The organism is Bradyrhizobium sp. USDA 3315, from assembly GCF_054056795.1.
This window is the reverse complement of record NZ_JBSRYP010000001.1, coordinates 3,805,018-3,828,701: the sequence shown is the minus strand read 5'-3', so window position 1 is coordinate 3,828,701 and position 23,684 is coordinate 3,805,018. Positions and strand designations below refer to the sequence as shown.

Sequence of the window (23,684 nt, the reverse complement as noted above, 5' to 3'; positions counted from 1 at the left end):
ATTGAACTAATTTGCGGCCATCACCGACTAACGCTTGCCCACCTTTCCGCGGCGGGCTGCCCTGCGCCCCGATCTTGGGCTACGGTGCCGCCGTCTCGTCCATCAGGAGCTGCCCCGTCATGTCGACCAGCTGGATCGTTATCGGCGTCATCGTGCTTCTCGTGCTGTTTGCATTCGGCGCCTACAACCGCCTCGTGGCGCTCAGCCAGCGGGTCGGACAGGCCTTTGCCGACATCGACGTGCAGCTCAAGCAGCGTCACGACCTGATCCCAAACCTGGTCGAGACCGTGAAGGGCTATGCTGCGCATGAGCGCGGCACGCTCGACGACGTCATCAAGGCGCGCAATTCGGCGATGTCGGCGCAGGGTCCGGCCCAGGTCTCGGCGGCGGAAAACCAGCTCTCCGGCGCGCTCGGCCGGCTGATCGCGCTGTCGGAGGCCTATCCGGACCTCAAGGCCAACGCCAATTTCCAGCAGCTCGCCTCCGAGCTCTCCGATCTCGAGAACAAGATCGCCGCCAGCCGCCGCTTCTTCAACAATGCGGTCCAGGAATACAACACCGGCATCCAGCAGATGCCGGCCGCGCTGTTCGCCGGCATGTTCGGCTTCACCCGCAAGGATTTCTTCGACCTCGGCGCCAGCCGCACGGAAGTCGAGGCGGCGCCCAGCGTGAAGTTCTGATTACTTCCTTCGAGATGACGCCCCTTCGGTCATTCCGGGGCGATGCAACGCATCGAACCCGGAATCTCATCTCACTCACTAATCTCGAGATTCCACAAAGCGCAATTGCGCATTGGGGTTCGCGCGTGCCGCGCGCCCCGGAATGACGGTGAGAGCGGACGCGCACCATGGCCGCCTATGGTCTCTACACGCATGTCGCATCGAACAAGTTTCGTTCGATGCTGCTGCTTGCCGGCCTGTTCCTGCTGATCTACGTGCTGGTCTATGCCGGCGCGCTGGTCGCGGAGGTGATGATCGATAGCGGCCGCACCGTCGACTATTACCTGACGCGGGCCTTGCGCGACCTGGTCTCGGCCTTGCCGTGGGCGACGATCGCGGCAGCGGCCTGGATCGTGATCGCCTATTTCTTCCACCAGAAGATGATCGATGCCGTCACCGGCGGCGAGAGCGTGACGCGGCAGCAAGAGCCGCGGCTCTACAATCTCTTGGAAAATCTCTGCATCTCGCGCGGCATCCCGATGCCGAGGCTGAAGGTGATAGACAGCCCGGCGCTGAATGCGTTCGCGACCGGACTGAACCGGAGCCAATACGCCATCACCGTCACCACCGGCCTGTTGAAGGCGCTGAACGATAAGGAGATCGAGGCCGTGCTCGGCCACGAGCTCACCCATATCAAGAACGGCGACGTGCAGCTGATGGTGATCGCCGTGATCATCGCCGGCGTGGTCGGCTTCTTCGGCGAGCTGTTCTTCCGCCTGTTCACGAACCTGTCGTGGAACTCGAGCGGCGGCGGTGGCGGCTGGTCGTCATCCTCACGATCGTCGTCATCCTCCTCGGACCGCGACAGCAAGGGCTCCGGTGGCGGCGCGATCATCGTGATCATCATCGCGGTCGCGCTGATCGTGCTGGCCTGGCTGCTGTCGCAAGTGGTCAAGCTCGCGCTGTCGCGCTCGCGCGAATTCCTCGCCGATGCCGGATCGGTGGAGCTGACCAAGAACCCCGACGCGATGATCTCTGCACTGCGCAAGATCGAGAACCGCGGCGAGCTGCCGGACGCCACCTCGGCGGTGATGGAACTCTGCGTCGACAATCCGCGCGAGGGGTTTGCCGACCTGTTTGCCACCCATCCCTCGGTCAAGTCCCGGGTCGATGCCCTGGTGAAATACGCCGGCGGCCACGATCCCGGACCGCTGGCGCTGCCGGACGAGACGGAGCCGCAGGATGAGCCGTCCGCGGCGGGCGACCAGCCTCCGCCGGCGACCCATGGCCCATGGGGCGATACGCCGACGGCACAGCCGGACAATCCGCCGCCGCTGCCGGACACAACTCCGAGGCAGGGACCGTTTGGTCCGCTTCAAGGTCCGCTCCAGGGCCCTTGGGGCCCGCGCCGCTGACCGCTGTAGCGGTTTGATTTGACCATGATTGTCTCGGAAAACCGCTGCGCATTTTTCCGGATCATGGCCCTAGCTTACTCAGTCCATTAAGGAAATTCCCACCAAACCGATCGTGGACGCCTTAAGGAATTGAATTCTCCCTCGTTTCTGCCATGTTCGCGCCCAAAGCAGTGTGGGGACTTGCCGATCGCCATCGCGATCGGGAGCGCGCTTTAAGGGACTTCCATGGCAAAGCCGGTTGTGATCGTGGTGGGCGCCGACAAGGGCGGGGTCGGCAAGACCACCGTCTCGCGGACGCTCCTGGACTATTTCAGTGCCAATAACGTGCAGACCCGGGCGTTCGACACCGAATCGCCGCGCGGCACGCTGAAGCGCTTCCATCCTGACATCACCGAGATCGTCGACATGACGACGACCGCGGACCAGATGAAGATCTTCGACACGCTGAACTCGGGGCCCTCGGTTACCGTGATCGACGTCCGCGCCGGCCTGTTGTCGCCCGCGCTGGCCTCGCTGCGCGATATCGGCTTCCTCGACGCGGCGCGTTCCGGCCAGATCACCTTCGCCGTGTTCCATATCCTCGGCCCGTCGATCGCTTCGCTGGACGAGATCGCCGAAACCGCCAACTTCATGAGCGGCGCGAAATATTTCCTGGTGAAGAACTTCATCAACGACACCCAGTTCTTCCAGTGGGACCAGGCGACCTACAATTCCTACTTCCACCGCATCAAGGATGCCGTGGACCTGACCATCCCGAAGCTCAACGAAATGGCCTATGAGCAGGTCGAGGTCTCCTCGGTTCCGTTCCTGAAATTCGTCGCCAACAAGGGCATCAACGACGACGCCGCCAACTACTCCTTCGTGCTGCGCGGCTATGTCCGGCACTGGCTCGCCAATGTCTGGAGCGAGTACGACCGGATCAAGCTGACCGACCTGGTCGGCGCCAAGTCGGCCAAAGGCGAAAAATAGTCGGACCTTCGATCTTGATGGGGCTGGATTAGGCGAAAATTTGGCCTGATATAGCGGGCGATGTCATCGACGCCCGTTTACATCATCTGCTCGCCCCGCCCGCAGGTCGGCAAGACGCTGATCGCGCGGCTGCTCGGCGAATTCCTGCTGCTCAAGAACGGCGACGTGGTCTGCTACGACATCAATCTGAAGGAGCCGTCGCTGCTCGACTACCTGCCGCGGATCACCGAAACGGCAGATGTGATCGACACCTACGGCAAGATGCAGCTGATGGACCGCGTCATCGTCAATGACGGCATCGGCAAGGTGATCGACCTCGGCTACCACGCCTTCGACGAATTCTTCAAAATGTGCGACGAGATCGGGCTGATGAAGGAGGCGCTGCGCCGCCGCGTCTCACCCGTGATCCTGTACGTCGCCGATACCGACCGCGCCTCGGTGCGCGGCTACCAGACGCTGCTCGGCACGATCCCGCCGAATGCGCTGATCGTCATCGACAACGAGTTCGTGGTGCGCGGCGAGCTGCCGCCGGTCATGACCGCCAGCCGGGTGCTGCGCTTCCGCGCGCTGCCGGTGTTCCTGAAGACCTATATCGACCGGCTGAACTTCTCCTTCACCGGCTATCTGCGCCAGGAAAGGGATTCATCGACCGAGCTGCATCAATGGATCCGGCGGAATTACACGACGTTCCGCGATCTCGAATTGAGCATGCTGCTGCAGCGGGGATGACTCTGCTCCCTCGCCCCGCTCTTGCGGGGAGAGGGTCGGGGTGAGGGGCTGGTTCCGCAAATTCGACCGAGATTGGAGTGCGCGGAGAGTCCCCTCACCCGGATCGCATCTTCGATGCGATCCGGCCTCTCCCCGCACGCGGGGCGAGGCTAAGAGATCAATGCCCCTCGAACGCCATCAGCGTGCGCACCGGAACGTCCATCGCGCGCAGCTTGGCCGCGCCGCCGAGGTCAGGCAGGTCGACGATGAAGCAGGCGGCGACCACATTGGCGCCGATCTGGCGCAGCAGCTTCACCGCGCCCTCCGCGGTGCCGCCGGTCGCGATCAGATCGTCGACCAGGATCACGCGCTCGCCGGGCTGCACGGCGTCGGCATGCATCTCCATCTCGTCGATGCCGTATTCAAGCGAATAGGCAATCCGCACCGTGGTGTGCGGCAGCTTGCCCTTCTTGCGGATCGGCACGAAGCCGGCGGAGAGCTGATGCGCCACCGCGCCGCCGAGGATGAAGCCGCGGGCCTCGATGCCGGCGACCTTGTCGACCTTCGCCCCCGCCCAGGGATGCACCAGCTCATCGACCGCGCGGCGGAAGGCGCGAGCATCCGCCAGCAGCGTCGTGATGTCGCGAAACAGGATGCCCTTCTTCGGGTAGTCCGGGATGGTGCGAACGGTCGCCTTGATGTCGTGGTCGAAGGTCATTGGTCTCGCTCTGAGGGTCATTCCGGGGCGATGCGAAGCATCGAACCTGGAATCTCGAGATTCCGGGTCTGGTGCTAACGCACCATCCCGGAATGACGATGGTTAAACTTAGCCTTCACTTGCTACTCACATTAAGCCGGAATGCATTCTCGACAATGCGCAGGCCGACCTCGTTGCTGAGCGACATCAGCGATTCCGGATGGAATTGCACGCCGCCGACCGGCAGGGTCTTGTGCTCGATCACCATCGCGACACCGTCTTCGGTGGTCGCGGTCACCGCCAGCACCTCGGGCACGCTGTCGCGCTCGACATAGAGCGAGTGGTAGCGGCCGATCACGATCTCATTGGGCAGGTTCTGCATCAGCCGGCCACCACGCACCTGGACGCGCGAGGGACGGCCATGCGCGGGCTGGCCGAGCTGGCCAAGCTGGCCGCCGAAATACTCGCCGATCGCCTGCACGCCGAGGCAGACGCCGAAGATCGGCAGATGCTTCTCCAGCGCGGTGTCGATGGTCTTCGCGATGCCGAAATCCTCCGGGCGCCCCGGCCCGGGCGACAGCACCAGGAGGTCCCAGCCCTTCTTCTTGAGCATGTCCTGGGCATGGATATGCCTGACCACGGTGACGTTGGCACCGACCTGGCGGAAGTAATCGGCCAGCATGTGCACGAAGCTGTCGTCGTGATCGATCAAGAGCACGTTCTTGCCGGAGCCGGTGGCGTCGGGCGCGAAATCCGACAGTGGCTTCGGCGGATCGCCGCGCAGCGCCTGGAACAGCGCCGCCGCCTTGACCTGGCACTCACGATCCTCGGCGGCGGGATCTGAATCGAACAGGCAGGTCGCGCCGACGCGCACCTCGGCGAGACCGTCCTTCATGCGGATGGTGCGGATGGTGAGCCCGGTGTTGATGCTGCCGTCGAAATTGACGCAGCCGATCGCGCCGGCATACCAGCGCCGCGGCGACCGCTCGTGATCCTCGACGAACTGCATCGCCCACAGTTTCGGCGCGCCGGTCACGGTCACGGCCCAGGCGTGGGTCAGGAAGGCGTCGAGCGAATCGAAGCCCGGCCGCAGCATGCCTTCGACGTGGTCGACGGTGTGGAACAGCTTTGAGTAGGTCTCGATCTGACGCCGCGCCAGCACCTTGATGGTGCCGGGCACGCAGACGCGCGCCTTGTCGTTGCGGTCGACGTCGGTGCACATGTTGAGCTCGAACTCGTCCTTCTCCGAGTTCAACAGCTTTCGGATCTGCTCGGCATCGCCGATCGAATCCGAACCTCGCGCGATGGTGCCCGAGATCGGGCAGGTCTCGACCCGGCGGCCATCGGAACGGACGAACATCTCCGGCGACGCCGAGACCAGGAATTCGCCGGCGCCGAGATTCATCAGCGCGCCGTAGGGCGACGGGTTGATGCGGCAGAGCCGCTGGAACACTTCCGCCGGCGAGCGCTCGCAGGGCTCGGCAAACAGCTGCCCGGGCACCGCCTCGAACAGATCGCCGCGGGCAAACGCCGCGCGCGCGACCTCGACGGTCGCCTGGTACTCGCCCGGGGCGTGATCGGCAAAGCCCTGCCGGCCGTTCCTGGCGTAGAGGCTCGGCGCGGTCTCCTGCGACAGGCCGGCGGTGGATTTGCCCTTCCACGCGAACTCGTAAGTGAGCGCCACGCCGCGGCCGGTGGCGCGGTCATAGGCCAAGAGGCGGTCCGGCACGTAGAGCACGATGTCGCGCTGGTCGGCCTCGCGGGCGCGCTTCTGCACGAGGTCCTCGATCTGGAACACGAGGTCGTAGGCGAAGGCGCCGAACAGGCCGAGCAGCGGATCGGCATTGGAGGTGAACGCCGCCACCATGTCGCGCACCAGCGACATCACGCTGGCGCGGCGGGTGCGCTGGTCTTCCTCGACCGGCGCGGCGCCGCGGATGATGTGGCCGGCGAGCCGCGTTGCGCTCCGCTCTGAGATCACGACGCAGGGCTCGCGCAGCACGTCGCCGAGGAAGGCGATCAGGACCTCACCGCGCGGGTTCAGCGCCTGCAACGAGAAGTTCGTACCTGACGTCTCCAGCACCAGCGGCGGATCGGCAAAGCCGAGGTCAAAGCTCTCGTAGCGGCCCGGTACCGTCGTGCCCGAGGACAGCACCACGCCGCGGCGGCGGTCCAGTAGCGCGATCAAATCGTCGAGGCGGTTGGCGCCGCCGGTGAACTGCTCGACCACGCGCGCGACCGCAAGGCCGCCATTGGTCAGATATTCGCTTCGAGCCGGCAGGGAGAAGACTGTCCTGTTCATGTGATCCTCTTACGAGACTTGCCGAGAGAGCGCCACACAGGACAAACGAAGGGCAAATAAACTAACCATCGGTCGCACTGCGATGGCGACCTTCGACGTTTGTGAAAAAAGAAAACGCACCGGCCACCTATGAGAAGGTGGGCCACCAACGACGGGATGGGCTGGCAACGGTGCTCATGCCCGTTACTCACCACCCGGCGCGGGCCGTGTCAAGGGATGGCCCGGCAGCCCTGCCCCAAGGCGGGACGCCCCCTGGACGGCATTTTCGGGGTTTGAAGGGGCAAGAAACCGCGTAGCATTTGCCGAAATGGCGGCCGGCCGGCCGCCCAAAAAACAGACAGATAGCGGAGGCGCAGATGGCGATTTTGGGTCTCGGATATGCCGGCTTCGGCTCCGACGCGCTTGACGACTGGCGGCAGTTCGGCACTGGCCTCGTCGGGCTGCAGGCGGTCGAGCGCGGCAACTCGTTGCTCGCGTTCCGGATGGACGACCGCAAGCAGCGCATCGTGATCGACCGCGCCCAGGGCGAAGGCACCCGGTTCTTCGGCTGGGAGGTGGCTGACCGTGCGGCCCTCGACGCGCTGGCGGCACGGCTGGAGCGCGCCGGCGTCGCGGTGACATCAGAGCCGCAGGCGCTCGTAGATAGCAGGCGGGTGCGCGGTTTGATCTCGTTTCGGGATCCCGCCGGCAACCGCCTCGAGGCGTTTCATGGCGCCGAGATTGACGACACGCCGTTCAGGCCGGGCCGCTCGATCTCCGGCTTCCGCACCGGGCCGCTCGGCCTCGGCCACGCCGTGCTGACCGTCGAGAACATCGCCCCGGTGATGAGCTTCTATGTCGACGTGCTCGGCTTCGGCCTCAGCGACTACATCGAAAAACCGTTCCGCGCCTATTTCTTCCACGTCAATGCCCGCCACCACTCGCTGGCGCTGATCGAGACCGGCACGAACGGCATGCATCATCTGATGGTCGAGCTGTTCTCGCTCGACGATGTCGGCCAAGCCTATGACGTCGCGCAGCAGGAAGACCGCGTCAACGTCACGCTCGGCCGCCACACCAACGACCTGATGACGTCGTTCTACGCGAGGTCGCCGTCCGCCTTCATGGTCGAGTGCGGCTGGGGCGGCCGCGAGATCGATCCGGCGAACTGGACGCCGTTCGAGATGCATGACGGCCCGAGCCTGTGGGGCCACGAGCGGGTCTGGCTGTCGCCGGGGGACCGCGCCGTCGCGCGCGAGATGCGGATGCGCGCCGCCGCCGAGGGCAAGCGCGCACCGGTGCAGGTGATGGAAGGCAATTTCAGGCTGATGTCGGGGACCTGCCCGTGGTGGGACGGGGTGAAGGAAAGTTAAGTCTCGCCGTCGTCCCTGCCTAGTGCGCAATTGCGCACGGGAGCAGGGACCCATAACCACAGGGCGTAGTTATTTGGCGAGATGACTGCCAGCGTGCCCATTGCAAAAGCCACGGCGTATGGGTCCCGGCCTTCGCCGGGACGACGCCGGTGGTTTTGGCAATCGCCTTACCCCAGGTGCTTCTTGAAGAAGTCCGTGGCGCGGCCCCAGGCGAGTTCGGCGGCCTCGCGGTCGTGCACCGACTGGCGCTGCTCGTTGACGAAGGCGTGCTCGGCGTCATAGCGGAACAGCTCGAGCGATTTGCCGGCGGCCTTCATCGCCTTCTCGAAATTGCTGACGAGCTCCGGCGTGCACCAATCGTCCTTGTTGGCGAAATGCGCCTGCAGCGGAATCCTGACATCGGCGGGCTTGGCGGCCTGCTCCGGCGGGATGCCGTAGAACACGACGCCCGCGGTCAATTCCGGCACGTGCACCGAGCCGATGATGGTCACCGCGCCGCCAAGGCAGAAGCCGGTCAGGCCGACCTTGGCGCCGTTCTTGGCGAGATACTGCGCAGCACCACGCACCGTCTGCGTGGTGGCGTCCATGAAGTCGAGCGAGTTCATCTCTTTGCCCGCGGCATCGGTGTCGTGATACGGCACCACCTTGCCCTTGTAGAGATCGGGCGCCAGCGCATCGAAGCCAGCCACCGCGAAGCGGTCGCACAGGCCCTTGATCTGGTCCGACAGGCCCCACCATTCCTGGATCACGACGACGCCGGGTGCGTTGCCGCGCGCCGCATTGGCGAGATAGCCCGACGCATCCTTGCCGTCCGGACGCTTGAAGCTGATGCTGGTACCCATGAGTTCCTCCGCAATGTTTGCCGGCTGATTGGCCGGCATCTTGTCCGCACTCGGCGGCCGACGCAATTGACGACACTGTCATTCCGGGTTCGATGCTACCGCGTCACCCCGGAATGACGGAGAGATTGCAAACAAAAAAGCCCCCGAAGGGGGCTTTCTCAAACTCGCTATACCGTACCCGAGATCAGTGGGCGTTGGCCCAGACCTTGCGCTTGGTGAAGTACATCAGGAAGGCGAAGACGACCAGGAAGAAGAACACCTGCATGCCGATCCGCTTGCGCTCCTCCATGTGCGGCTCGGCCGCCCACATCAGGAACGTGGTGACGTCATGCGCGTACTGCTTGACCGTCGCCGGCGAACCGTCGTCGAAGGTCACCTGACCATCGGACAGCGGCTTCGGCATCTTGATGGCGTGGCCGGGGAAGTACTTGTTGTAGTACGAGCCCTCCGGGATCGTGACGCCCGCCGGAGCCTTGTCCTCGAAGCCCTGCAGGATGGCGTCGACGTAGTCGGGTCCCTGCTCCTGGTACTGGGTGAAGAAGTCGATCGCGAACTGCGGGAAGCCGCGCTTGTAGGACCGCGCCTTGGTGATCAGCGAGAGGTCGGGCGGCGCCGCGCCGCCATTGGCCGCGCGCGCGGCCTGCTCGTTCGGGAACGGCGACGGGAAGTAATCCGCCGGGCGGCCCGGACGCTCGAACATCTCGCCCTGGTCGTTCGGACCGTCCTTGATCTTGTACTCGGACGCGAAGGCCGCCGCCTGCGCCGGCGAATAGCCGGGACCGCCGGGATCGGCGAGGTTGCGGAACGCGACATAGGACAGGCCGTGACAGGCGGCACAGACTTCCTTGTAGACCTTCAAGCCGCGCTGCAGCGAGCCACGGTCATAGGTGCCGAAAGGACCGGAGAACGACCACTTCTGGGCCGGCGGCGCGTTGCCACCCTCCTCGGCCTTGGCGTTCTGGGTGCCGCCGACGAGCAGGCTGCCGGCCACGACCATCGCGAGCATCACAGAGGCCGCGGTCGCGGCCCTGCCCTTGCTCTTCGCCAGCACGTCGTCGGCGATCGAGTTCGGCACCGGACGCGGCGTCTCGATGCGGGCGAGCAGCGGCAGCACAATCAGGAAGTAGGCGAAGTAGCAGACCGTCAGGATGCGGCCGGCGATCACATAGATGCCTTCCGGCGGCTGCGAGCCGAGGTAACCGAGCAGGATGCAGACCACCACGAAGATCCAGAAGAACTGCTTGGCCAGCGGGCGATACTTCGACGAACGGGTCCGTGCGCTGTCGAGCCAGGGCAGGAAGCACAGGATGATGATCGCCGAGAACATCGCCACGACGCCGGCGAGCTTGTTCGGGATCGAACGCAGGATCGCATAGAACGGCAGGTAGTACCATTCAGGCACGATGTGCGCCGGCGTCACGCCCGGGTTCGCCGGGATGTAGTTGTCGGCGTCGCCGAGATAGTTCGGCATGTAGAAGATGAACCAGGCGAAGAAGATTAGGAAGCAGGACACGCCGAACATGTCCTTGATCGTCGCATACGGCGTGAACGCAACGGTGTCCTTCTCGGTCTTGGCCTCGACGCCGGCCGGGTTGTTCTGACCCGCGACGTGCAGCGCCCAGACGTGCAGCACGACCACGCCGGCGATCACGAACGGGAGCAGATAGTGCAGCGAGAAGAAGCGGTTCAGTGTCGGGTTGCCGACCGAATAGCCGCCCCACAGCAGGGTCACGATGCTCTCGCCGAAATAGGGCACGGCCGAGAACAGATTGGTGATGACGGTGGCGCCCCAGAAGCTCATCTGGCCCCACGGCAGCACGTATCCCATGAAGCCCGTCGCCATCATCAGGAGGTAGATGATGACGCCGAGGATCCACAGCACCTCGCGCGGCTCCTTGTACGACCCGTAATAGAGGCCGCGGAACATATGGATGTAGACGGCGAAGAAGAACATCGACGCGCCGCAGGCATGCATGTTGCGCAGCAGCCAGCCGTAATTGACGTCGCGGACGATCAGCTCGACCGACTTGAAGGCGAGGTCGGCGTGCGGCGTGTAGTGCATCGCCAGGATCACGCCGGTCAGGATCTGCAGGGCCAGCATCATCGAAAGGATGGCGCCGAAGGTCCACCAGTAGTTCAGGTTGCGCGGCGTCGGATAGGCCACGAACGAGGAGTGGATCAGGCCGAAGATCGGAAGGCGCCGTTCGATCCACTTCAAGGCGGGGTTGCTCGGTTGGAAATCAGATGGTCCGCTCATTGATGCGATCCTGAAGAAGAAAAACGACGCGATGGGTCCAAGTGGAAGCTGAAATCCCGGAGGGGCCGGGACTTAGCCGATCTGGATTTTGGTGTCGGAAAGGAAGGCGTAAGGCGGCACCGCCAGGTTGGCGGGCGCCGGCCCCTGGCGGATACGACCGGAGGAGTCGTACTGCGAGCCGTGGCAGGGGCAGAAGAAGCCGTCGTAATTGCCTTCATGTGCGATCGGGATGCAGCCGAGATGGGTGCAGATGCCGATCACAACCAGCCACTGGTCGTGGCCGGCCTTGACGCGGGCCGAGTCGGGCTGCGGGTCGGGCAGGCTCGAGAGCGCCACGCTCTGGGCCTCCTGGATCTGCTTCTTGGTGCGATGGCTGATGTAGATCGGCTTGCCGCGCCAGAAGACCTTGATGTCCTGGCCCTCGGCGATCGGCGTCAGATCGACCTCGATCGGCGCGCCGGCCGCGATCGTCGCGGCATCCGGGTTCATCTGCGCAACAAGCGGCCAGACGGTGGCGGCTGCGCCGACCGCGGCGGCAGCTCCGGTTGCAACAAAGAGAAAATCACGGCGTGTCGGATGGTCCGCCGAAGACGCTGTCGTCACGATTCCTAGCCCTTTCTTTTCTGCAGCCGGTGGAACCGCCCTGGAGACGCAGGACGCGCCCCAAGAAAGGCTGCCGGCGCCCGCGGCCCCCGCGGCGGCAGAAAACCGCTATTCCCCACCCCAAATGGCGGAACAGCAGTCCAGAATCGTTCTATTGGCACCCTTGCCGGACGAGCGCAAGCCCGCTATCGGCTCGCACACGTGCAATGCACGAAATCCGCGCCGAGCGATGTTTTATTGAGACAATTTCATCCGGATTTCACAGGCCGCCCGCACCATGCAGATCGCGCTGTTCCAGCCCGACATTCCCCAGAATACAGGGACGATTCTGCGCCTCTGCGCCTGCCTGGACGTGGCAGCCCATATCATCGAACCGGCGGGCTTCGACACCTCGGACCGGAATTTCCGCCGGGCGGGTATGGACTATCTCGACCATGTGCGGTTGAAGCGTCACGACTCATGGTCGAAATTCGAGGAATGGCGGGCCGAGGCCGGATGCCGGCTGGTGCTGTTCACGACAAGGGCGGCGAAATCCTATCTTGATTTCGCCTATACGGCCTCCGATGTCCTGCTGTTCGGGCGCGAGACGGCAGGGGTGACCGATGCGGTGGTGGCCGCCGCAGATGCGCGGCTGGTGATTCCGATCCGGCCGACCATGCGTTCGCTCAATGTGGCCGTCACGGCGGCCATGGCCGTCGGCGAGGCGCTGCGGCAGACCGGTTCAGGAAGCGCCGGTTCGGGAATTGCCGGTTCGGCAACTTAAGGGATTTTTGGTGAGCTACGCGGTCAAGGAGATCTTTCTCACCCTGCAGGGCGAAGGCGCCCATGCGGGCCGCGCTTCCGTGTTCTGCCGCTTCGCCGGCTGCAACCTCTGGAGCGGCCGCGAGCAGGACCGCGCCGGCGCTGTCTGCAAGTTCTGCGACACCGATTTCGTCGGCACCGACGGCACGCTGGGCGGCCGTTATGCGACCGCGGAAGAGCTTGGCGGCACCATTGCCGCGCAATGGACAGGAGGCGAGGCCGACCGCTACGTCGTCCTGACTGGGGGCGAACCGCTGCTGCAGGTCGACGCGGCCTTGATCGATGCCCTGCACGGCCACGGCTTTGCGATCGCGATCGAGACCAACGGCACCATCGTCCCGCCCGACGGGCTCGACTGGATCTGCGTCAGTCCCAAGGCTGCAGCCGAGCTCGTGGTGCGCAAGGGGCACGAGCTCAAACTGGTCTATCCGCAGGTGGAGAACACACCGGAGGATTTCGCAGGCCTCGCCTTCGAGCGCTTCTCGCTGCAGCCGATGGACGGCCCCGACGTGATCGAGAATACCGAGCGGGCGATCGCCTATTGCCTGAAGCACCCGCAATGGCGCCTTAGCGTGCAGACGCACAAGACGCTCGGGATTAGATGAACTAACAGAATCGGATTGTTGAACGAGATGTGGGAATTGACGAAAGCGTTTCGGTTCGAGGCTGCGCACGCGCTGTCCGGAACGACCTTTGGCACCGCCAGCGAGGAGATTCACGGCCACTCCTTTCGCGCCGAAGTCACCGTGCGCGGCACGCCCGATCCGAAAACCGGGATGGTAGTCGATCTCGGCCTGCTCGAACGCGCCATGGCCGAGGTGCAGAAGACGCTCGACCACAAGTTCCTGAACAAGATCGAGGCGATCGGCGTGCCGACGCTGGAGAATCTGTCGCGCTTCATCTGGGAGCGGTTGCAACACGCAGGCAAGCTGACCCGCGTCAGCGTCCATCGCGACAGCTGCAACGAGAGCTGCACATACTTCGGCCCGCAAGGTTAGTCATGCTGCCAACAGACCCCGCCATCATCGAGGACCGCAAGGCGCGTGCGCGCGGCTGGTTCGAGGCGCTGCGCAACGACATCTGCGCGGCCTTCGAGAAGCTCGAGGACGACGCCCCGTCCACGCTTTATCCCGGCGCCGCCGGCCGGTTCGCGCGGACCCCCTGGGACCGCACCGACCACACCGGCAAGCCGGGCGGCGGCGGCGTGATGTCGATCATGAAGGGCCGGCTGTTCGAGAAGGTCGGCGTGCACTGCTCGACCGTGCACGGCGAGTTCGCCCCCGAATTCCGCGCGCAGATTCCAGGTGCCGCCGACGATCCACGATTTTGGGCGTCGGGCATTTCGCTGATCGCGCATCTGCGCAATCCGAATGTGCCCGCCGTGCACATGAACACCCGCTTCGTCGTCACCACCAAGGCGTGGTTCGGCGGCGGCGCCGACCTGACGCCGGTGCTGAACCGCCGACGCACCCAGGAGGACCCCGATACGGTCGCCTTCCATGCCGCGATGAAAGAAGCGTGCAGCGGGCCGAACGGCGTTGCCGACTACGACAAGTACAAGAAATGGTGCGACGAGTATTTCTATCTGCCGCACCGCAAGGAAGCCCGCGGCATCGGCGGCATCTTCTATGACTGGCACGACAGCGGCGACTGGGAAGCCGATCTCGCCTTCACCCAGGACGTCGGGCGCAGCTTCCTGAAGATCTATCCCGACCTGGTGCGGCGCAATTTCGCGGCCGCCTGGAGCGCGGAGGATCGTGACGAGCAGTTGGTCCGCCGCGGACGCTATGTCGAGTTCAACCTGCTCTATGACCGCGGCACGATCTTCGGCCTGAAGACCGGCGGCAATGTGGATTCGATCCTGTCGTCGCTGCCGCCGGAGGTGAAATGGCCGTGATGAACCTGCCGCGCGCGATGCTGATCGACATGGATGACACCATCCTGTCGGCCTATGGACGCCCCGAGATCGCCTGGAACACGATCACCACGGAGTTCGCCGCGGAGCTGGCGCCCCTGCCCCCGGATCAGGTCGCGACGGCGCTGTTGGCGTACGCGAGGCAATTCTGGTCGACCGCCGAGCCGATCTGGCGGATCAAGCTCGGCGAGGCGCGGCGGCTCACCGTGAAGGGCGGCTTCGCGGCGCTTGCGGCGGCCGGTCACCGCGCGCTGCCCGACGTTCTCGCCGACCGCATCGCCGATCGCTTCACTGCCTACCGCGAGGAGGAGATGTTCGTCTTCCCCGGCGCGCATGAAGCGATCGATGCGTTGAAGGCGCTTGGCATCAAGCTCGCGCTGGTCACCAACGGCGCCGCCGACATGCAGCGCGCCAAGGTCGAGCGCTTCGCGCTCGGCCATCGTTTCGATCACATCCAGATCGAGGGCGAGCACGGCTTCGGCAAGCCGGAGGAGCGCGCCTACCTGCACGCGATGGAAGCGCTCGGCGTCACCGCACTGGACACCTGGATGATCGGCGACAATCTCGAGTGGGAAGTCGTGGCGCCGCAGCGGCTTGGCATCTATGCGATCTGGATGGACGTGCACGGTGTCGGGCTGCCGCCGGGATCGACCATCAAGCCCGACCGCATCATCCGCTCGCTGAGCGAACTGGTTCCTGCCGCGCGCAAATAGCGCATCGCGGCCGTTTTCCACGTCAATTCCATTGAAGCTGGCGCCGGCCGTGATTTGGCTGTCATCACCGGTCGCTAGCCTGCCGCCCGCGTCATCCAGCGCGGAGGGAAAATCATGGAACTGAAACCAGGCGATGTTGTCATGCTGAAGTCCGGCGGCCATCCGATCACGGTCGTCGAAATCGACGAGGACAAGGTCGCGTGCCTGTGGATGGGTACGGACGGCGATCTGTTTCGCAAAACCTTGCCGCTTGTCGCACTCGAATCGACCGAGCTCGATCCGGAGGACGATGAAGAGGAAGACGACGAAGACGAGGACGACGCGGAAGAAGAGGACGACGAGGACGAAGACGACGACGGCGACCGCAAGAAGAAGCGCAAGGCGGCGTGAGATCCGTTGGCGCGATGCTGACTGGCAGATGCCGGCAGCATCGCCTCCATGCGACGTTCGACCGATCGTCGTTCAGCCGATCGTCACCGTGCCGCCGCTGATCACGGCGGCATCGAGACGTCGGCGAGAAAACTCAGAGAAAACTCAAAGAGAATTCAAAGCCGATGGTCGCGGGTGAAACGGGCCGCGGTCTGGTCGGCGATATCGGACAGTATCTTCGGCTCCAGCGGAAAGTCCGCGGCCAACCAGGCATCCTCCGCGAGGGTCAGGACATGTCCGAGCGCCGGTCCCTCGGCAATGCCGCGCGCGATGAAATCCGATGCCCGCAACGGAAAGTGCGGCGCGCGCCAGCGCTCTGGCAGCGTGGCGAGCTCGCGCCACTGATCGACATCGCGGCCCGCGCCGGTTCGCGCCCAGGCCAATAGCACCCGGTCGCGATACGGCTCCTCGTCGAGCCGGTACAGCCTGCGCCTGGCATGCGCCTCGTCCATGCCGGGCAGGCGCCACCAGCGATGGCCCATCGAATCGAGCGCCTTGGCCTCGGCGTTGGAGAGCCGCAGCCGGCTGGCGATACGCCGCGCGTCCTCGGTCACGGCGACCGTCAGCGCGGCGAGCCTTCGCATCGCGCTCGGCGCGAGCTTCATCAGCCGCTCGATCTCGATCATCGCCGCAAGCGGGCCGGTATAGGCGACGCCGCCGAACAGCGGCTGCAGCAAGCCACCGTCACCCATCGCGACCACTGCACTTGCGGCGCCGTTCGCGACCACGAGCTTGAGCATCTCCATGCGGATCCGCTCGGCCGACAGGCCGGCCAATCCGGCGCGCCCGCCGATGCAGGCGAGATAGCCGGCGCGATCGACCTCGCCCGCGCCATAGGCGGCATGGAAACGGAAGAAGCGCAGGATGCGCAGATAGTCCTCGGCAATCCGCTGCGCGGGATCGCCGATGAAGCGCACGCGCCTCGCCTCGATGTCGGCGAGGCCGCCGACGTGATCGTGCACGACGCCCGAAGCGTCGACCGACAGGCCGTTGATGGTGAAGTCGCGCCGCTCGGCGTCACGCACCCAGTCGCGCCCGAACGCCACCCTGGCCTTGCGGCCATAGGTCTCGGTATCCTCGCGCAGCGTCGTCACCTCGAAGGGCTGGCTGTCGACGACCAGGGTCACCGTGCCGTGCTCGATACCGGTCGGCACGCTCTTGATGCCCGCCCGCTTGGCGCGGCGGATCACCTCCTCAGGCAGCGCCGTGGTGGCAATGTCGATGTCGGCGAGCGGAATCCGCATCAAGGCGTTGCGCACGGCCCCACCGATCACTCGGGCTTCCTCGCCGTCGGCGTTGAGCAGGCCGAGCACGCGCGCCGCAGGCCCGGAAGCGAGCCATGGCGCGTCGGACAACAGGCGCACCTCGCTCATTTCTCAACTCCCGGCACCAGCTTGCCGTTTTCGATATGGGCTGGAACGTAGGTCGAATTCGGCGGCGCGCCAGTCAACTCGGCCAACAGCACGAAGCTCACGATGACCATCACCAGCGCCACCAGCGTCAGCTTTGCGATCATGTCGAGCGGCCATGACGCCGGCAGCGTCACGCCGGACCGCGTCGCGATGAGGAAGATGGCATAGACCGCGAACGGGACCAGAAAGATTCCGATCTCGGTCAATACCGTGCGGATCATGACAGATAGATCCGCTCATACAGCACGCGCAGAATGCCCGCGGTCGCGCCCCAGATGTAGCGCTCGGCGAACGGCATCGCGTAATAGGACCGGTCCATGCCGCGGAATTCCTTGGTGTGGATCTGATGATTCTCGGGATTCATCAGGAAGGCGAGCGGCACCTCGAACGCATCGACCACCTCCGCCTCGTTGATCGCAAGCGTGAATCCCGGCTTCACCTTCGCGACCGTCGGCAGAATGCGGAAGCCGAACGCGGTGCCATAAAGGTCGAGATAGCCGACCGGGTCGATGAATTCCCGCTTCAGCCCGACTTCCTCGCAGGCCTCGCGCAGCGCGGCATCGAGCGGCGAAGCGTCGGTGGCGTCGATCTTGCCGCCGGGAAACGAGATCTGGCCGGCATGGCTCGACAGATTGGGCGAGCGCTGCGTCAACAGCACGGTCGGCTCGGAATGATCGACCACCGGGATCAGCACCGCGGCCGGCCGCACCGGCTGCTCCTGCGCCACGATCTCGAGCATGCGGTCGTTGCCGGAATCTCCGGTGCGCGGAATGATATGCGGATCGACCAGGCCCGGCGGCACATCGAAAGTGAGCCGCGTGCGGGCCCGCGCGAAGAATTCCGTCGAGCTGATCGTCGCCGGCTCCACCTTCAGCAACGGCTCGTTCAAAGTGCGTCCCTCACCTGACTGGCATCGGCCATCGCGAAGAACTCGCCGCCGGACTCGATGCCGAACATCTCCTGACCATCGACCATCCGCTGCTCGCCCATGTCAACCAGATCGTAATAGAGCGCGCGGGTGACCTTGGCCCACAAATCGGCGCGGACGTGCAGATAGGGCGTCAATCCGCCGTCCTCGGCCGCCTCGAATCTGAGGCCGTGGCCTTTCTCGCAATCGACCCAATCGTCGACATTGGTGCGGAACCTGAGCAGGCGGCCGCGCGCGTCTTCCCCGGCCTGCATTTCCACGGCAAGGAACGGCGCGTCATCGACGCGGATGCCGACCTTCTCCACCGGTGTCACGAGAAAGTGCTTGCCGTCCTCGCGCTTCAGGATCGTGGAGAACAGCCGCACCAGCGCGGGGCGGCCGATCGGCGTTCCCATGTAGAACCAGGTGCCGTCAGGCGCGATTCGCATGTCGAGATCGCCGCAGAATGGCGGATTCCACAGGTGAACCGGCGGCAGGCCCTTGCGTCCGGCCGGACCCGATGTCGCAGCTTGATTGGCGGCCGTGGTGAGCCCTTCGAGACCCTTGCTCCCGAGGCCCGTAGTTTCCCTGCCGGAATCGCTCTGCCCTTGCTTCGCCATTGTTTGCCTTAAGGTTTCCTACCTTCAATCTGGCACGTTTGGTGCACATATCCTGAGATGTGATCGGGATGTCATTCTCGCCACATCGTGATGCCGTTCATACCCTGAAACACCGATAAGGTGGGGATAGTTTAATTCAACGAATACATGGCCTTCGCTCAGGTTTAGCATGAGGGCCGAGATGACGACAGATGATGACGACGCGCCGATGTGCGCGCATCGTCAAAAAGGAGCGGATCGAATGGCTGGTGCAGACAGCGTCGAGAAACTGGAGGATGTGATCGTCCGTTCGGCCGAGCAGGTCGCGGGCCAGATCAAGGCCGCCAAGGAAGCGGTCTCCACCGTCATCTTCGGCCAGGAGCAGGTGATCGAAAACACCCTGGTGACGATTCTGTCGGGCGGCCACGCGCTGTTGATCGGCGTGCCCGGCCTCGCCAAGACCAAGCTGGTCGAGACCCTCGGCGTCACGCTCGGCCTCGATGCCAAGCGCATTCAGTTCACCCCCGACCTGATGCCGTCGGACATTCTCGGCGCCGAAGTGCTCGACGAGAGCTCGGCGGGCAAGCGTTCGTTCCGCTTCATCGCAGGTCCCGTGTTCGCGCAGTTGCTGATGGCCGACGAGATCAACCGCGCCAGCCCGCGCACCCAGTCGGCGCTGCTGCAAGCCATGCAGGAGCAGCACATCACCATTGCCGGCGCGCGGCATGATTTGCCAAAGCCGTTCCACGTGCTCGCGACGCAGAACCCGCTCGAGCAGGAAGGCACCTATCCGCTGCCCGAGGCGCAGCTCGACCGCTTCCTGATGGAAATCGACGTCGACTATCCCGATCGCGACGCCGAGCGGCGCATCCTGTTCGAAACCACCGGCGCCGAAGAGGCCGCGGCCAAGCCGTCGATGGACGCGGAGACGCTGCTCACCGCGCAACGCCTGGTGCGCCGCCTGCCGGTCGGTGATTCCGTGGTCGAGGCGATCCTGACGCTGGTCCGCGCCGCGCGTCCCGGCACCGAGGGCGGCGAGGCCGGCAAGCTGATCGCATGGGGCCCGGGTCCGCGCGCCAGCCAGGCCTTGATGCTCGCGGTGCGTGCCCGTGCATTGCTCGACGGGAGACTCGCGCCGTCGATCGACGATGTGCTCGATCTCGCAGAGCCCGTGCTCAAGCACCGCATGGCGCTGACGTTCTCGGCGCGCGCCGAGGGCCGCACCATTCCCGACGTGATCAAGCAACTGAAGACCCGGATCGGTTGATGGCCGCAGACAACAGGCACCAGAACGAGGAGATCCTTGCGGTTCGACGTGCCGATGGCGAAAGCCGAACGCTCGCCGCATCGCTGCCGCGTCTGGTGCTTGAGGCCCGCCGTGTCGCTGCCAACGTCATCCATGGCCTGCACGGCCGCCGCCGCGCCGGCTCGGGCGAGAATTTCTGGCAATACCGCCGCTTCGTCTCCGGCGAGCCGTCGCAGCGCGTCGATTGGCGCCGCTCGGCGCGCGACGACCATCTCTATGTCCGCGAGCAGGAGTGGGAAGCCGCGCACACGGTGTGGATCTGGCCCGACCGCTCGCCGTCGATGGCCTTTGCCTCGCGCGAGGCGCGCGACAGCAAGCTGGAGCGCGGACTGATCGTAGCCTTCGCGCTCGCCGAGCTGCTCGTTGCGGGCGGAGAACGCGTCGGCATTCCCGGCCTGCTGAACCCGACCGCAAGCCTCAACGTGATCGACAAGATGGCGGAAGCGATGTTGCACGACGAGACGACGCGCGCGAGCCTGCCGCCGTCCTTCGTGCCATCGTCGCTGGCCGAAGTCGTCGTGTTGTCGGATTTCTGGTCGCCGATCACGGAGATCACGGCGATGCTGGCCGGGCTTTCCTCCTCCGGCGCGCACGGCACCCTGATCCAGGTCGTCGATCCCGCCGAAGAGACCTTCCCCTATTCCGGCCGGGTCGAATTCGTCGAGCCGGAGATCGGCAGCGTCATCACCGCGGGCCGCGCCGAGAGCTGGGCGAGCGATTATGTCGCCCGGGTCGCGCTGCATCGCGACCAGATCCGCGGCGAGACCAATCGGCTCGACTGGCTGTTCTCGACCCACACCACCAGCCGCTCCGAGGCCGAGCTGCTGCTGTTCCTGCATGCCGGCATGATGGTGAGCAAGGGCGGTGGCCGCTCAATAGTCAAGGCGGGACGCAGCGCATGATCGCAGGCCTCCCCCTCTCCTTCGCCGAACCGCTGCTGCTGCTGGGGCTGGTCAGCCTGCCGGCGCTGTGGTGGCTGTTGCGCGTGATGCCGCCGCGGCCGCGCCGGATCGAATTCCCGCCGACGCGGCTGTTGTTCGACATCGCGCCCAAGGAGGAGACGCCGTCGCGCACGCCGTGGTGGCTGACGCTGCTGCGGCTCGCCGCCGCCGCGCTCGTCATCTTCGCCGCTGCCGGCCCGATCTGGAATCCGCAGACCGGCGTTGCCGCCGGTAAATTGCCGCTGGTGATCCTGCTCGACGACGGCTGGAGCGCGGCCTCGAGCTGGGACGCGCGGATCAGGGCCGCCGACGAACTGATCGCCAACGCCGACAGCGACCGCCGTGGCGTCGCGCTGGTGCCGCTGTCCGAGCCCGCGCGCGACATCACGCTGATGCCGGCCGGCGCCGCGCGCGTCGCGCTGCGCCAGCTCGCGCCGAAGCCCTACTCGGTCGATCGGGTTGAAACTCTCGGCGCGCTTGGACGTTTCCTCAAGTCGACCGGCGACTGCGACATCGCCTGGCTGTCCGACGGCGTCGACACCGGACGCGGCAGCGAATTCACCGAGGGGCTCGGCAAGGTGATCGAAAGCCGCAATCTGACGATCTATGCGGGCGGAGCGCAGTCGGCGCAGGCGCTGGTCGCGGCCGAGAACGCCGCCGCCAAGATGACGGTGAAGGTGCTGCGCACCGAGAGCGGCATCGCGGCGGGAACGGTGCGCGCGGTCGACGCCAAGGGCTCGCCGATCGGCGAGGCGCGCTACACATTCGGACCGCAGGATCGCGAGACCGAAGCCGCCTTCGATCTTCCGGTCGAGTTGCGCAACGACATCGCACGGCTCGAAATTTCCGGCGAGCATTCGGCCGGCGCCGTGCAGCTGCTCGACCGGCGCTGGCGCCGCCGCGCCATCGGCGTGGTCTCGGGTGCGAGTAACGACACCGCGCAGCCGCTGTTGGCGTCGACCTTCTATCTCTCCCGCGCGCTATCGCCATTTGCCGATGTCAGGCTCGGCGATCGCGGCGCGCCACAGCAGGTGATCGGGCAATTCCTCGACCAGCGGTTGCCGATGATCGTGATGGCCGACGTCGGCACGCTGTCGCCGGAGATCCGCGACCGGCTCAATGCCTGGATCGAGCAAGGCGGCGTGCTGGTGCGCTTCGCAGGTCCGCGCCTCGCCCAGGCCGATGACGACCTCGTTCCCGTCAAGCTCCGCCGCGGCGGACGCACGCTCGGCGGCAGCCTGACCTGGGAGAAGCCGCAGCACATGGCCTCGTTCGCCGCCGATGGCCCGTTCTCGGGCCTCACCGTGCCGAAGGACATCACCGTCAACCGCCAGGTGCTGGCCGAGCCCGACGCCGTGCTCTCGACCAAGAGCTGGGCCTCGCTGGAGGACGGCACGCCGCTGGTCACCGGCGAGCGTCGCGGCAAGGGCGTGGTCAGCCTGTTCCATGTCGGCGCCGACATGCGCTGGTCGGATCTGCCGATGTCCGGCACCTTCGTCGAGATGCTGCGCCGGCTGATCGACATGTCCGGCTATACCTCGAAGCCCGGCCCGGGCGTCGCCAGCGATCCCAATGCCGAGACGGTTGCGCCGCTGCGCACGCTCGACGGCTTCGGCGTCTTCGGCCCGCCGCCCTCGAGCGCCAAGCCGATGTCGGCGGACTATCGCGATCGCGGCACGGCCGACCATCCGCCCGGCTTCTACGGCACTGCCGAGAGCCCGATCGCGGTCAACACGCTCGCCTCCGCCGATCGCATCGCGCCGCTCGACACCTCGGCCCTGCGCGCGACGCGTGCGAGCTACACCAACGCCGAGCCGCGCGATTTGAGAGGCATCATGCTGTCGACGGCGCTGGCGCTGTTCCTGCTCGATGCGATCGTGGTGGCCATGCTCGGCGGCGGCCTTGCCGCGCTGATCCGGCGGCGCGCGGCACCGGCCGCGCTCGCGTTGGCCTTCATCCTTGCGACCACGATGGTGCCCTCGCCGAGCCGCGCGCAGAACGCCAGCAGCGACGACTTCGCCATCAAGGCGGTGTCGCAGACGCGGCTGGCCTACGTCGTGACCGGCAATGCCGATGTCGATTCCATCGTCAAGGCGGGGATGTCCGGACTGACGCTGTTCCTCGGACAGCGCACCGCGCTGGAAGCCGGCGATCCCGTCGGCATCGATCCCGCGCGCGACGAGCTGGCTTTCTTCCCCCTGATCTACTGGCCGATCGTGCCGGGCGCGCCGAAGCCGCCGCAGGACGCCATCAACAAGATCGACGCCTACATGAAGCAGGGCGGCACCGTCATCTTCGATACCCGTGACGCCGTCGAAGCGCCGCCGGGGGACAACGGCTCATCGCAAACGCCCGGCATGCAGACGCTGCGCGAATTGCTGTCGACCCTCGACGTACCCGAGCTCGAACCGGTGCCGCGCGAGCACGTGCTGACCAAGACGTTCTATCTGCTGCGCGACTTCCCCGGCCGCTTCAACTCCGGCCAGACCTGGGTCGAGGCGCTGCCGCGCGAGGACGACGACGAGGCTGCGCAGCGCCCGGCGCGCGGCGGCGACGGCGTCTCGCCGATCATCATCACGTCGAACGACCTCGCCGGCGCCTGGGCGATCCGCCCCGACGGCCAGCCGATGCTGCCGCTAACGCCGGGCGAGCCGCGCCAGCGCGAATTCGCCTTCCGCGCCGGCGTCAACATCGTGATGTACACGCTGACCGGCAACTACAAGGCCGACCAGGTGCACGCGCCTGCCTTGATCGAGCGGCTGGGACAATAGAGATGCAAGTGCTTCAGCTGCCAACACCGTCATTCCGGGATGGTCCGAAGGACCAGACCCGGAATCTCGAGATTCCGGGTTCGATG

The 23,684-nt window shown here is 65.5% G+C and carries 23 protein-coding genes; 14 read left to right on the top strand and 9 right to left on the bottom strand.

The window, feature by feature from the left end; genetic code table 11:
• The first annotated feature begins 119 nt into the window (after nt 1-119).
• From ACVIYL_RS17595 to ACVIYL_RS17580, 4 genes are all read left to right on the top strand, one after another.
• Entirely contained in the window at nt 120-680 is a 561-nt protein-coding gene (locus ACVIYL_RS17595) for a LemA family protein (RefSeq protein ID WP_016839704.1), read from the top strand.
• Between the two features lie 167 nt (nt 681-847).
• On the top strand, nt 848-2,074 hold the full coding sequence (locus ACVIYL_RS17590) for a M48 family metalloprotease (RefSeq protein WP_456779286.1): 1,227 nt from the start codon (nt 848-850) through the stop codon (nt 2,072-2,074).
• Between the two features lie 225 nt (nt 2,075-2,299).
• Nucleotides 2,300-3,043: a P-loop NTPase family protein gene (locus ACVIYL_RS17585; protein WP_016839706.1), complete on the top strand. Its 744-nt coding sequence runs from the start codon at nt 2,300-2,302 to the stop codon at nt 3,041-3,043.
• Nucleotides 3,044-3,103: 60 nt separating this feature from the next.
• Complete coding sequence (locus ACVIYL_RS17580; protein WP_076830282.1) at nt 3,104-3,772, top strand: P-loop NTPase family protein; 669 nt, start codon at nt 3,104-3,106, stop codon at nt 3,770-3,772.
• Between the two features lie 157 nt (nt 3,773-3,929).
• Here ACVIYL_RS17580 and ACVIYL_RS17575 read toward each other — a convergent pair whose 3' ends face one another.
• Entirely contained in the window at nt 3,930-4,469 is a 540-nt protein-coding gene (locus ACVIYL_RS17575) for an adenine phosphoribosyltransferase (protein WP_018273383.1), read from the bottom strand.
• Nucleotides 4,470-4,584: 115 nt separating this feature from the next.
• Nucleotides 4,585-6,750 (bottom strand): anthranilate synthase component I, encoded by a 2,166-nt coding sequence (locus ACVIYL_RS17570; protein WP_456779285.1) that lies wholly within the window; start codon nt 6,748-6,750, stop codon nt 4,585-4,587.
• A 356-nt stretch (nt 6,751-7,106) separates the two neighbouring features.
• Between ACVIYL_RS17570 and ACVIYL_RS17565 the strand changes: the two genes are divergently transcribed.
• The gene (locus ACVIYL_RS17565) at nt 7,107-8,102 is read left to right on the top strand and encodes a VOC family protein (RefSeq protein WP_456779284.1); all 996 of its coding nucleotides are present in this window, start codon (nt 7,107-7,109) and stop codon (nt 8,100-8,102) included.
• A gap of 167 nt (nt 8,103-8,269) precedes the next feature.
• Here ACVIYL_RS17565 and ACVIYL_RS17560 read toward each other — a convergent pair whose 3' ends face one another.
• The 3 genes from ACVIYL_RS17560 to petA form a co-directional block, all read right to left on the bottom strand.
• The gene (locus tag ACVIYL_RS17560) at nt 8,270-8,944 is read right to left on the bottom strand and encodes a dienelactone hydrolase family protein (RefSeq protein ID WP_057017022.1); all 675 of its coding nucleotides are present in this window, start codon (nt 8,942-8,944) and stop codon (nt 8,270-8,272) included.
• Between the two features lie 184 nt (nt 8,945-9,128).
• Nucleotides 9,129-11,201, bottom strand: coding sequence for a cytochrome c1 (locus tag ACVIYL_RS17555; protein ID WP_026193258.1), 2,073 nt, complete (start codon nt 11,199-11,201; stop codon nt 9,129-9,131).
• A 72-nt stretch (nt 11,202-11,273) separates the two neighbouring features.
• Nucleotides 11,274-11,804, bottom strand: coding sequence for a ubiquinol-cytochrome c reductase iron-sulfur subunit (petA, locus tag ACVIYL_RS17550; RefSeq protein WP_016839713.1), 531 nt, complete (start codon nt 11,802-11,804; stop codon nt 11,274-11,276).
• 277 nt (nt 11,805-12,081) lie between these two features.
• Between petA and ACVIYL_RS17545 the strand changes: the two genes are divergently transcribed.
• The 6 genes from ACVIYL_RS17545 to ACVIYL_RS17520 all read left to right on the top strand — a co-directional run bounded on the left by ACVIYL_RS17545 (nt 12,082) and on the right by ACVIYL_RS17520 (nt 15,623).
• Nucleotides 12,082-12,567 carry a tRNA (cytidine(34)-2'-O)-methyltransferase gene (locus tag ACVIYL_RS17545; protein WP_456779283.1) on the top strand — a complete coding sequence of 162 codons (486 nt, stop codon included), beginning with the start codon at nt 12,082-12,084 and terminating at the stop codon, nt 12,565-12,567.
• A 10-nt stretch (nt 12,568-12,577) separates the two neighbouring features.
• Nucleotides 12,578-13,210, top strand: a complete 633-nt coding sequence (queE, locus tag ACVIYL_RS17540; RefSeq protein WP_456779282.1) for a 7-carboxy-7-deazaguanine synthase — start codon at nt 12,578-12,580, stop codon at nt 13,208-13,210.
• Nucleotides 13,211-13,237: 27 nt separating this feature from the next.
• A complete protein-coding gene (locus ACVIYL_RS17535; protein WP_092126881.1) occupies nt 13,238-13,603 on the top strand; it encodes a 6-pyruvoyl trahydropterin synthase family protein in 366 nt (121 codons plus the stop codon).
• Nucleotides 13,604-13,605: 2 nt separating this feature from the next.
• Nucleotides 13,606-14,502 (top strand): oxygen-dependent coproporphyrinogen oxidase, encoded by an 897-nt coding sequence (gene hemF, locus ACVIYL_RS17530; RefSeq protein WP_176937031.1) that lies wholly within the window; start codon nt 13,606-13,608, stop codon nt 14,500-14,502.
• On the top strand, nt 14,493-15,233 hold the full coding sequence (locus ACVIYL_RS17525; RefSeq protein ID WP_456779281.1) for an HAD family hydrolase: 741 nt from the start codon (nt 14,493-14,495) through the stop codon (nt 15,231-15,233). The genes hemF and ACVIYL_RS17525 overlap by 10 nt, the downstream gene beginning before the upstream one ends.
• Before the next feature lie 141 nt (nt 15,234-15,374).
• On the top strand, nt 15,375-15,623 hold the full coding sequence (locus tag ACVIYL_RS17520) for a DUF2158 domain-containing protein (protein WP_456779280.1): 249 nt from the start codon (nt 15,375-15,377) through the stop codon (nt 15,621-15,623).
• Nucleotides 15,624-15,778: 155 nt separating this feature from the next.
• On the opposite strand, the gene ACVIYL_RS17515 is transcribed toward ACVIYL_RS17520, so the two are convergent.
• The 4 genes from ACVIYL_RS17515 to ACVIYL_RS17500 are packed head-to-tail and all read right to left on the bottom strand — an operon-like array spanning nt 15,779 to nt 18,601.
• Nucleotides 15,779-17,035, bottom strand: a complete 1,257-nt coding sequence (locus ACVIYL_RS17515) for a CCA tRNA nucleotidyltransferase (RefSeq protein WP_456779279.1) — start codon at nt 17,033-17,035, stop codon at nt 15,779-15,781.
• A complete protein-coding gene (locus tag ACVIYL_RS17510; RefSeq protein WP_028333189.1) occupies nt 17,032-17,295 on the bottom strand; it encodes a DUF6111 family protein in 264 nt (87 codons plus the stop codon). The genes ACVIYL_RS17515 and ACVIYL_RS17510 overlap by 4 nt, the downstream gene beginning before the upstream one ends.
• Entirely contained in the window at nt 17,292-17,927 is a 636-nt protein-coding gene (locus ACVIYL_RS17505; protein WP_456781848.1) for a CoA pyrophosphatase, read from the bottom strand. Before ACVIYL_RS17505 ends, ACVIYL_RS17510 begins: the two co-directional genes overlap by 4 nt.
• Before the next feature lie 32 nt (nt 17,928-17,959).
• Nucleotides 17,960-18,601, bottom strand: coding sequence for a DUF1285 domain-containing protein (locus ACVIYL_RS17500; RefSeq protein WP_092085829.1), 642 nt, complete (start codon nt 18,599-18,601; stop codon nt 17,960-17,962).
• Between the two features lie 241 nt (nt 18,602-18,842).
• Between ACVIYL_RS17500 and ACVIYL_RS17495 the strand changes: the two genes are divergently transcribed.
• Genes ACVIYL_RS17495 through ACVIYL_RS17485 form a run of 3 tightly spaced genes read left to right on the top strand, consistent with a single transcriptional unit; the run spans nt 18,843 to nt 23,598 of the window.
• Entirely contained in the window at nt 18,843-19,847 is a 1,005-nt protein-coding gene (locus ACVIYL_RS17495) for an AAA family ATPase (RefSeq protein WP_038386028.1), read from the top strand.
• Complete coding sequence (locus ACVIYL_RS17490; protein WP_456779278.1) at nt 19,847-20,788, top strand: DUF58 domain-containing protein; 942 nt, start codon at nt 19,847-19,849, stop codon at nt 20,786-20,788. Before ACVIYL_RS17495 ends, ACVIYL_RS17490 begins: the two co-directional genes overlap by 1 nt.
• Nucleotides 20,788-23,598 carry a DUF4159 domain-containing protein gene (locus ACVIYL_RS17485; protein WP_456781847.1) on the top strand — a complete coding sequence of 937 codons (2,811 nt, stop codon included), beginning with the start codon at nt 20,788-20,790 and terminating at the stop codon, nt 23,596-23,598. The genes ACVIYL_RS17490 and ACVIYL_RS17485 overlap by 1 nt, the downstream gene beginning before the upstream one ends.
• The last annotated feature ends 86 nt before the right edge of the window (nt 23,599-23,684 follow it).

Bases quoted from the DNA above. Each gene is read 5' to 3' on its own strand.
- ACVIYL_RS17565 (WP_456779284.1), top strand. From the start codon at position 7,107: ATGGCGATTTTGGGTCTCGGATATGCCGGCTTCGGCTCCGACGCGCTT.
- ACVIYL_RS17570 (WP_456779285.1), bottom strand. From the start codon at position 6,750: ATGAACAGGACAGTCTTCTCCCTGCCGGCTCGAAGCGAATATCTGACC.
- ACVIYL_RS17585 (WP_016839706.1), top strand. From the start codon at position 2,300: ATGGCAAAGCCGGTTGTGATCGTGGTGGGCGCCGACAAGGGCGGGGTC.
- ACVIYL_RS17590 (WP_456779286.1), top strand. From the start codon at position 848: ATGGCCGCCTATGGTCTCTACACGCATGTCGCATCGAACAAGTTTCGT.
- ACVIYL_RS17545 (WP_456779283.1), top strand. From the start codon at position 12,082: ATGCAGATCGCGCTGTTCCAGCCCGACATTCCCCAGAATACAGGGACG.
- ACVIYL_RS17525 (WP_456779281.1), top strand. From the start codon at position 14,493: ATGGCCGTGATGAACCTGCCGCGCGCGATGCTGATCGACATGGATGAC.
- ACVIYL_RS17495 (WP_038386028.1), top strand. From the start codon at position 18,843: ATGGCTGGTGCAGACAGCGTCGAGAAACTGGAGGATGTGATCGTCCGT.
- hemF (WP_176937031.1), top strand. From the start codon at position 13,606: ATGCTGCCAACAGACCCCGCCATCATCGAGGACCGCAAGGCGCGTGCG.
- ACVIYL_RS17560 (WP_057017022.1), bottom strand. From the start codon at position 8,944: ATGGGTACCAGCATCAGCTTCAAGCGTCCGGACGGCAAGGATGCGTCG.
- ACVIYL_RS17490 (WP_456779278.1), top strand. From the start codon at position 19,847: ATGGCCGCAGACAACAGGCACCAGAACGAGGAGATCCTTGCGGTTCGA.
- ACVIYL_RS17580 (WP_076830282.1), top strand. From the start codon at position 3,104: ATGTCATCGACGCCCGTTTACATCATCTGCTCGCCCCGCCCGCAGGTC.
- ACVIYL_RS17595 (WP_016839704.1), top strand. From the start codon at position 120: ATGTCGACCAGCTGGATCGTTATCGGCGTCATCGTGCTTCTCGTGCTG.
- ACVIYL_RS17575 (WP_018273383.1), bottom strand. From the start codon at position 4,469: ATGACCTTCGACCACGACATCAAGGCGACCGTTCGCACCATCCCGGAC.
- ACVIYL_RS17555 (WP_026193258.1), bottom strand. From the start codon at position 11,201: ATGAGCGGACCATCTGATTTCCAACCGAGCAACCCCGCCTTGAAGTGG.
- ACVIYL_RS17510 (WP_028333189.1), bottom strand. From the start codon at position 17,295: ATGATCCGCACGGTATTGACCGAGATCGGAATCTTTCTGGTCCCGTTC.
- ACVIYL_RS17535 (WP_092126881.1), top strand. From the start codon at position 13,238: ATGTGGGAATTGACGAAAGCGTTTCGGTTCGAGGCTGCGCACGCGCTG.
- ACVIYL_RS17515 (WP_456779279.1), bottom strand. From the start codon at position 17,035: ATGAGCGAGGTGCGCCTGTTGTCCGACGCGCCATGGCTCGCTTCCGGG.
- ACVIYL_RS17500 (WP_092085829.1), bottom strand. From the start codon at position 18,601: ATGGCGAAGCAAGGGCAGAGCGATTCCGGCAGGGAAACTACGGGCCTC.
- ACVIYL_RS17520 (WP_456779280.1), top strand. From the start codon at position 15,375: ATGCTGAAGTCCGGCGGCCATCCGATCACGGTCGTCGAAATCGACGAG.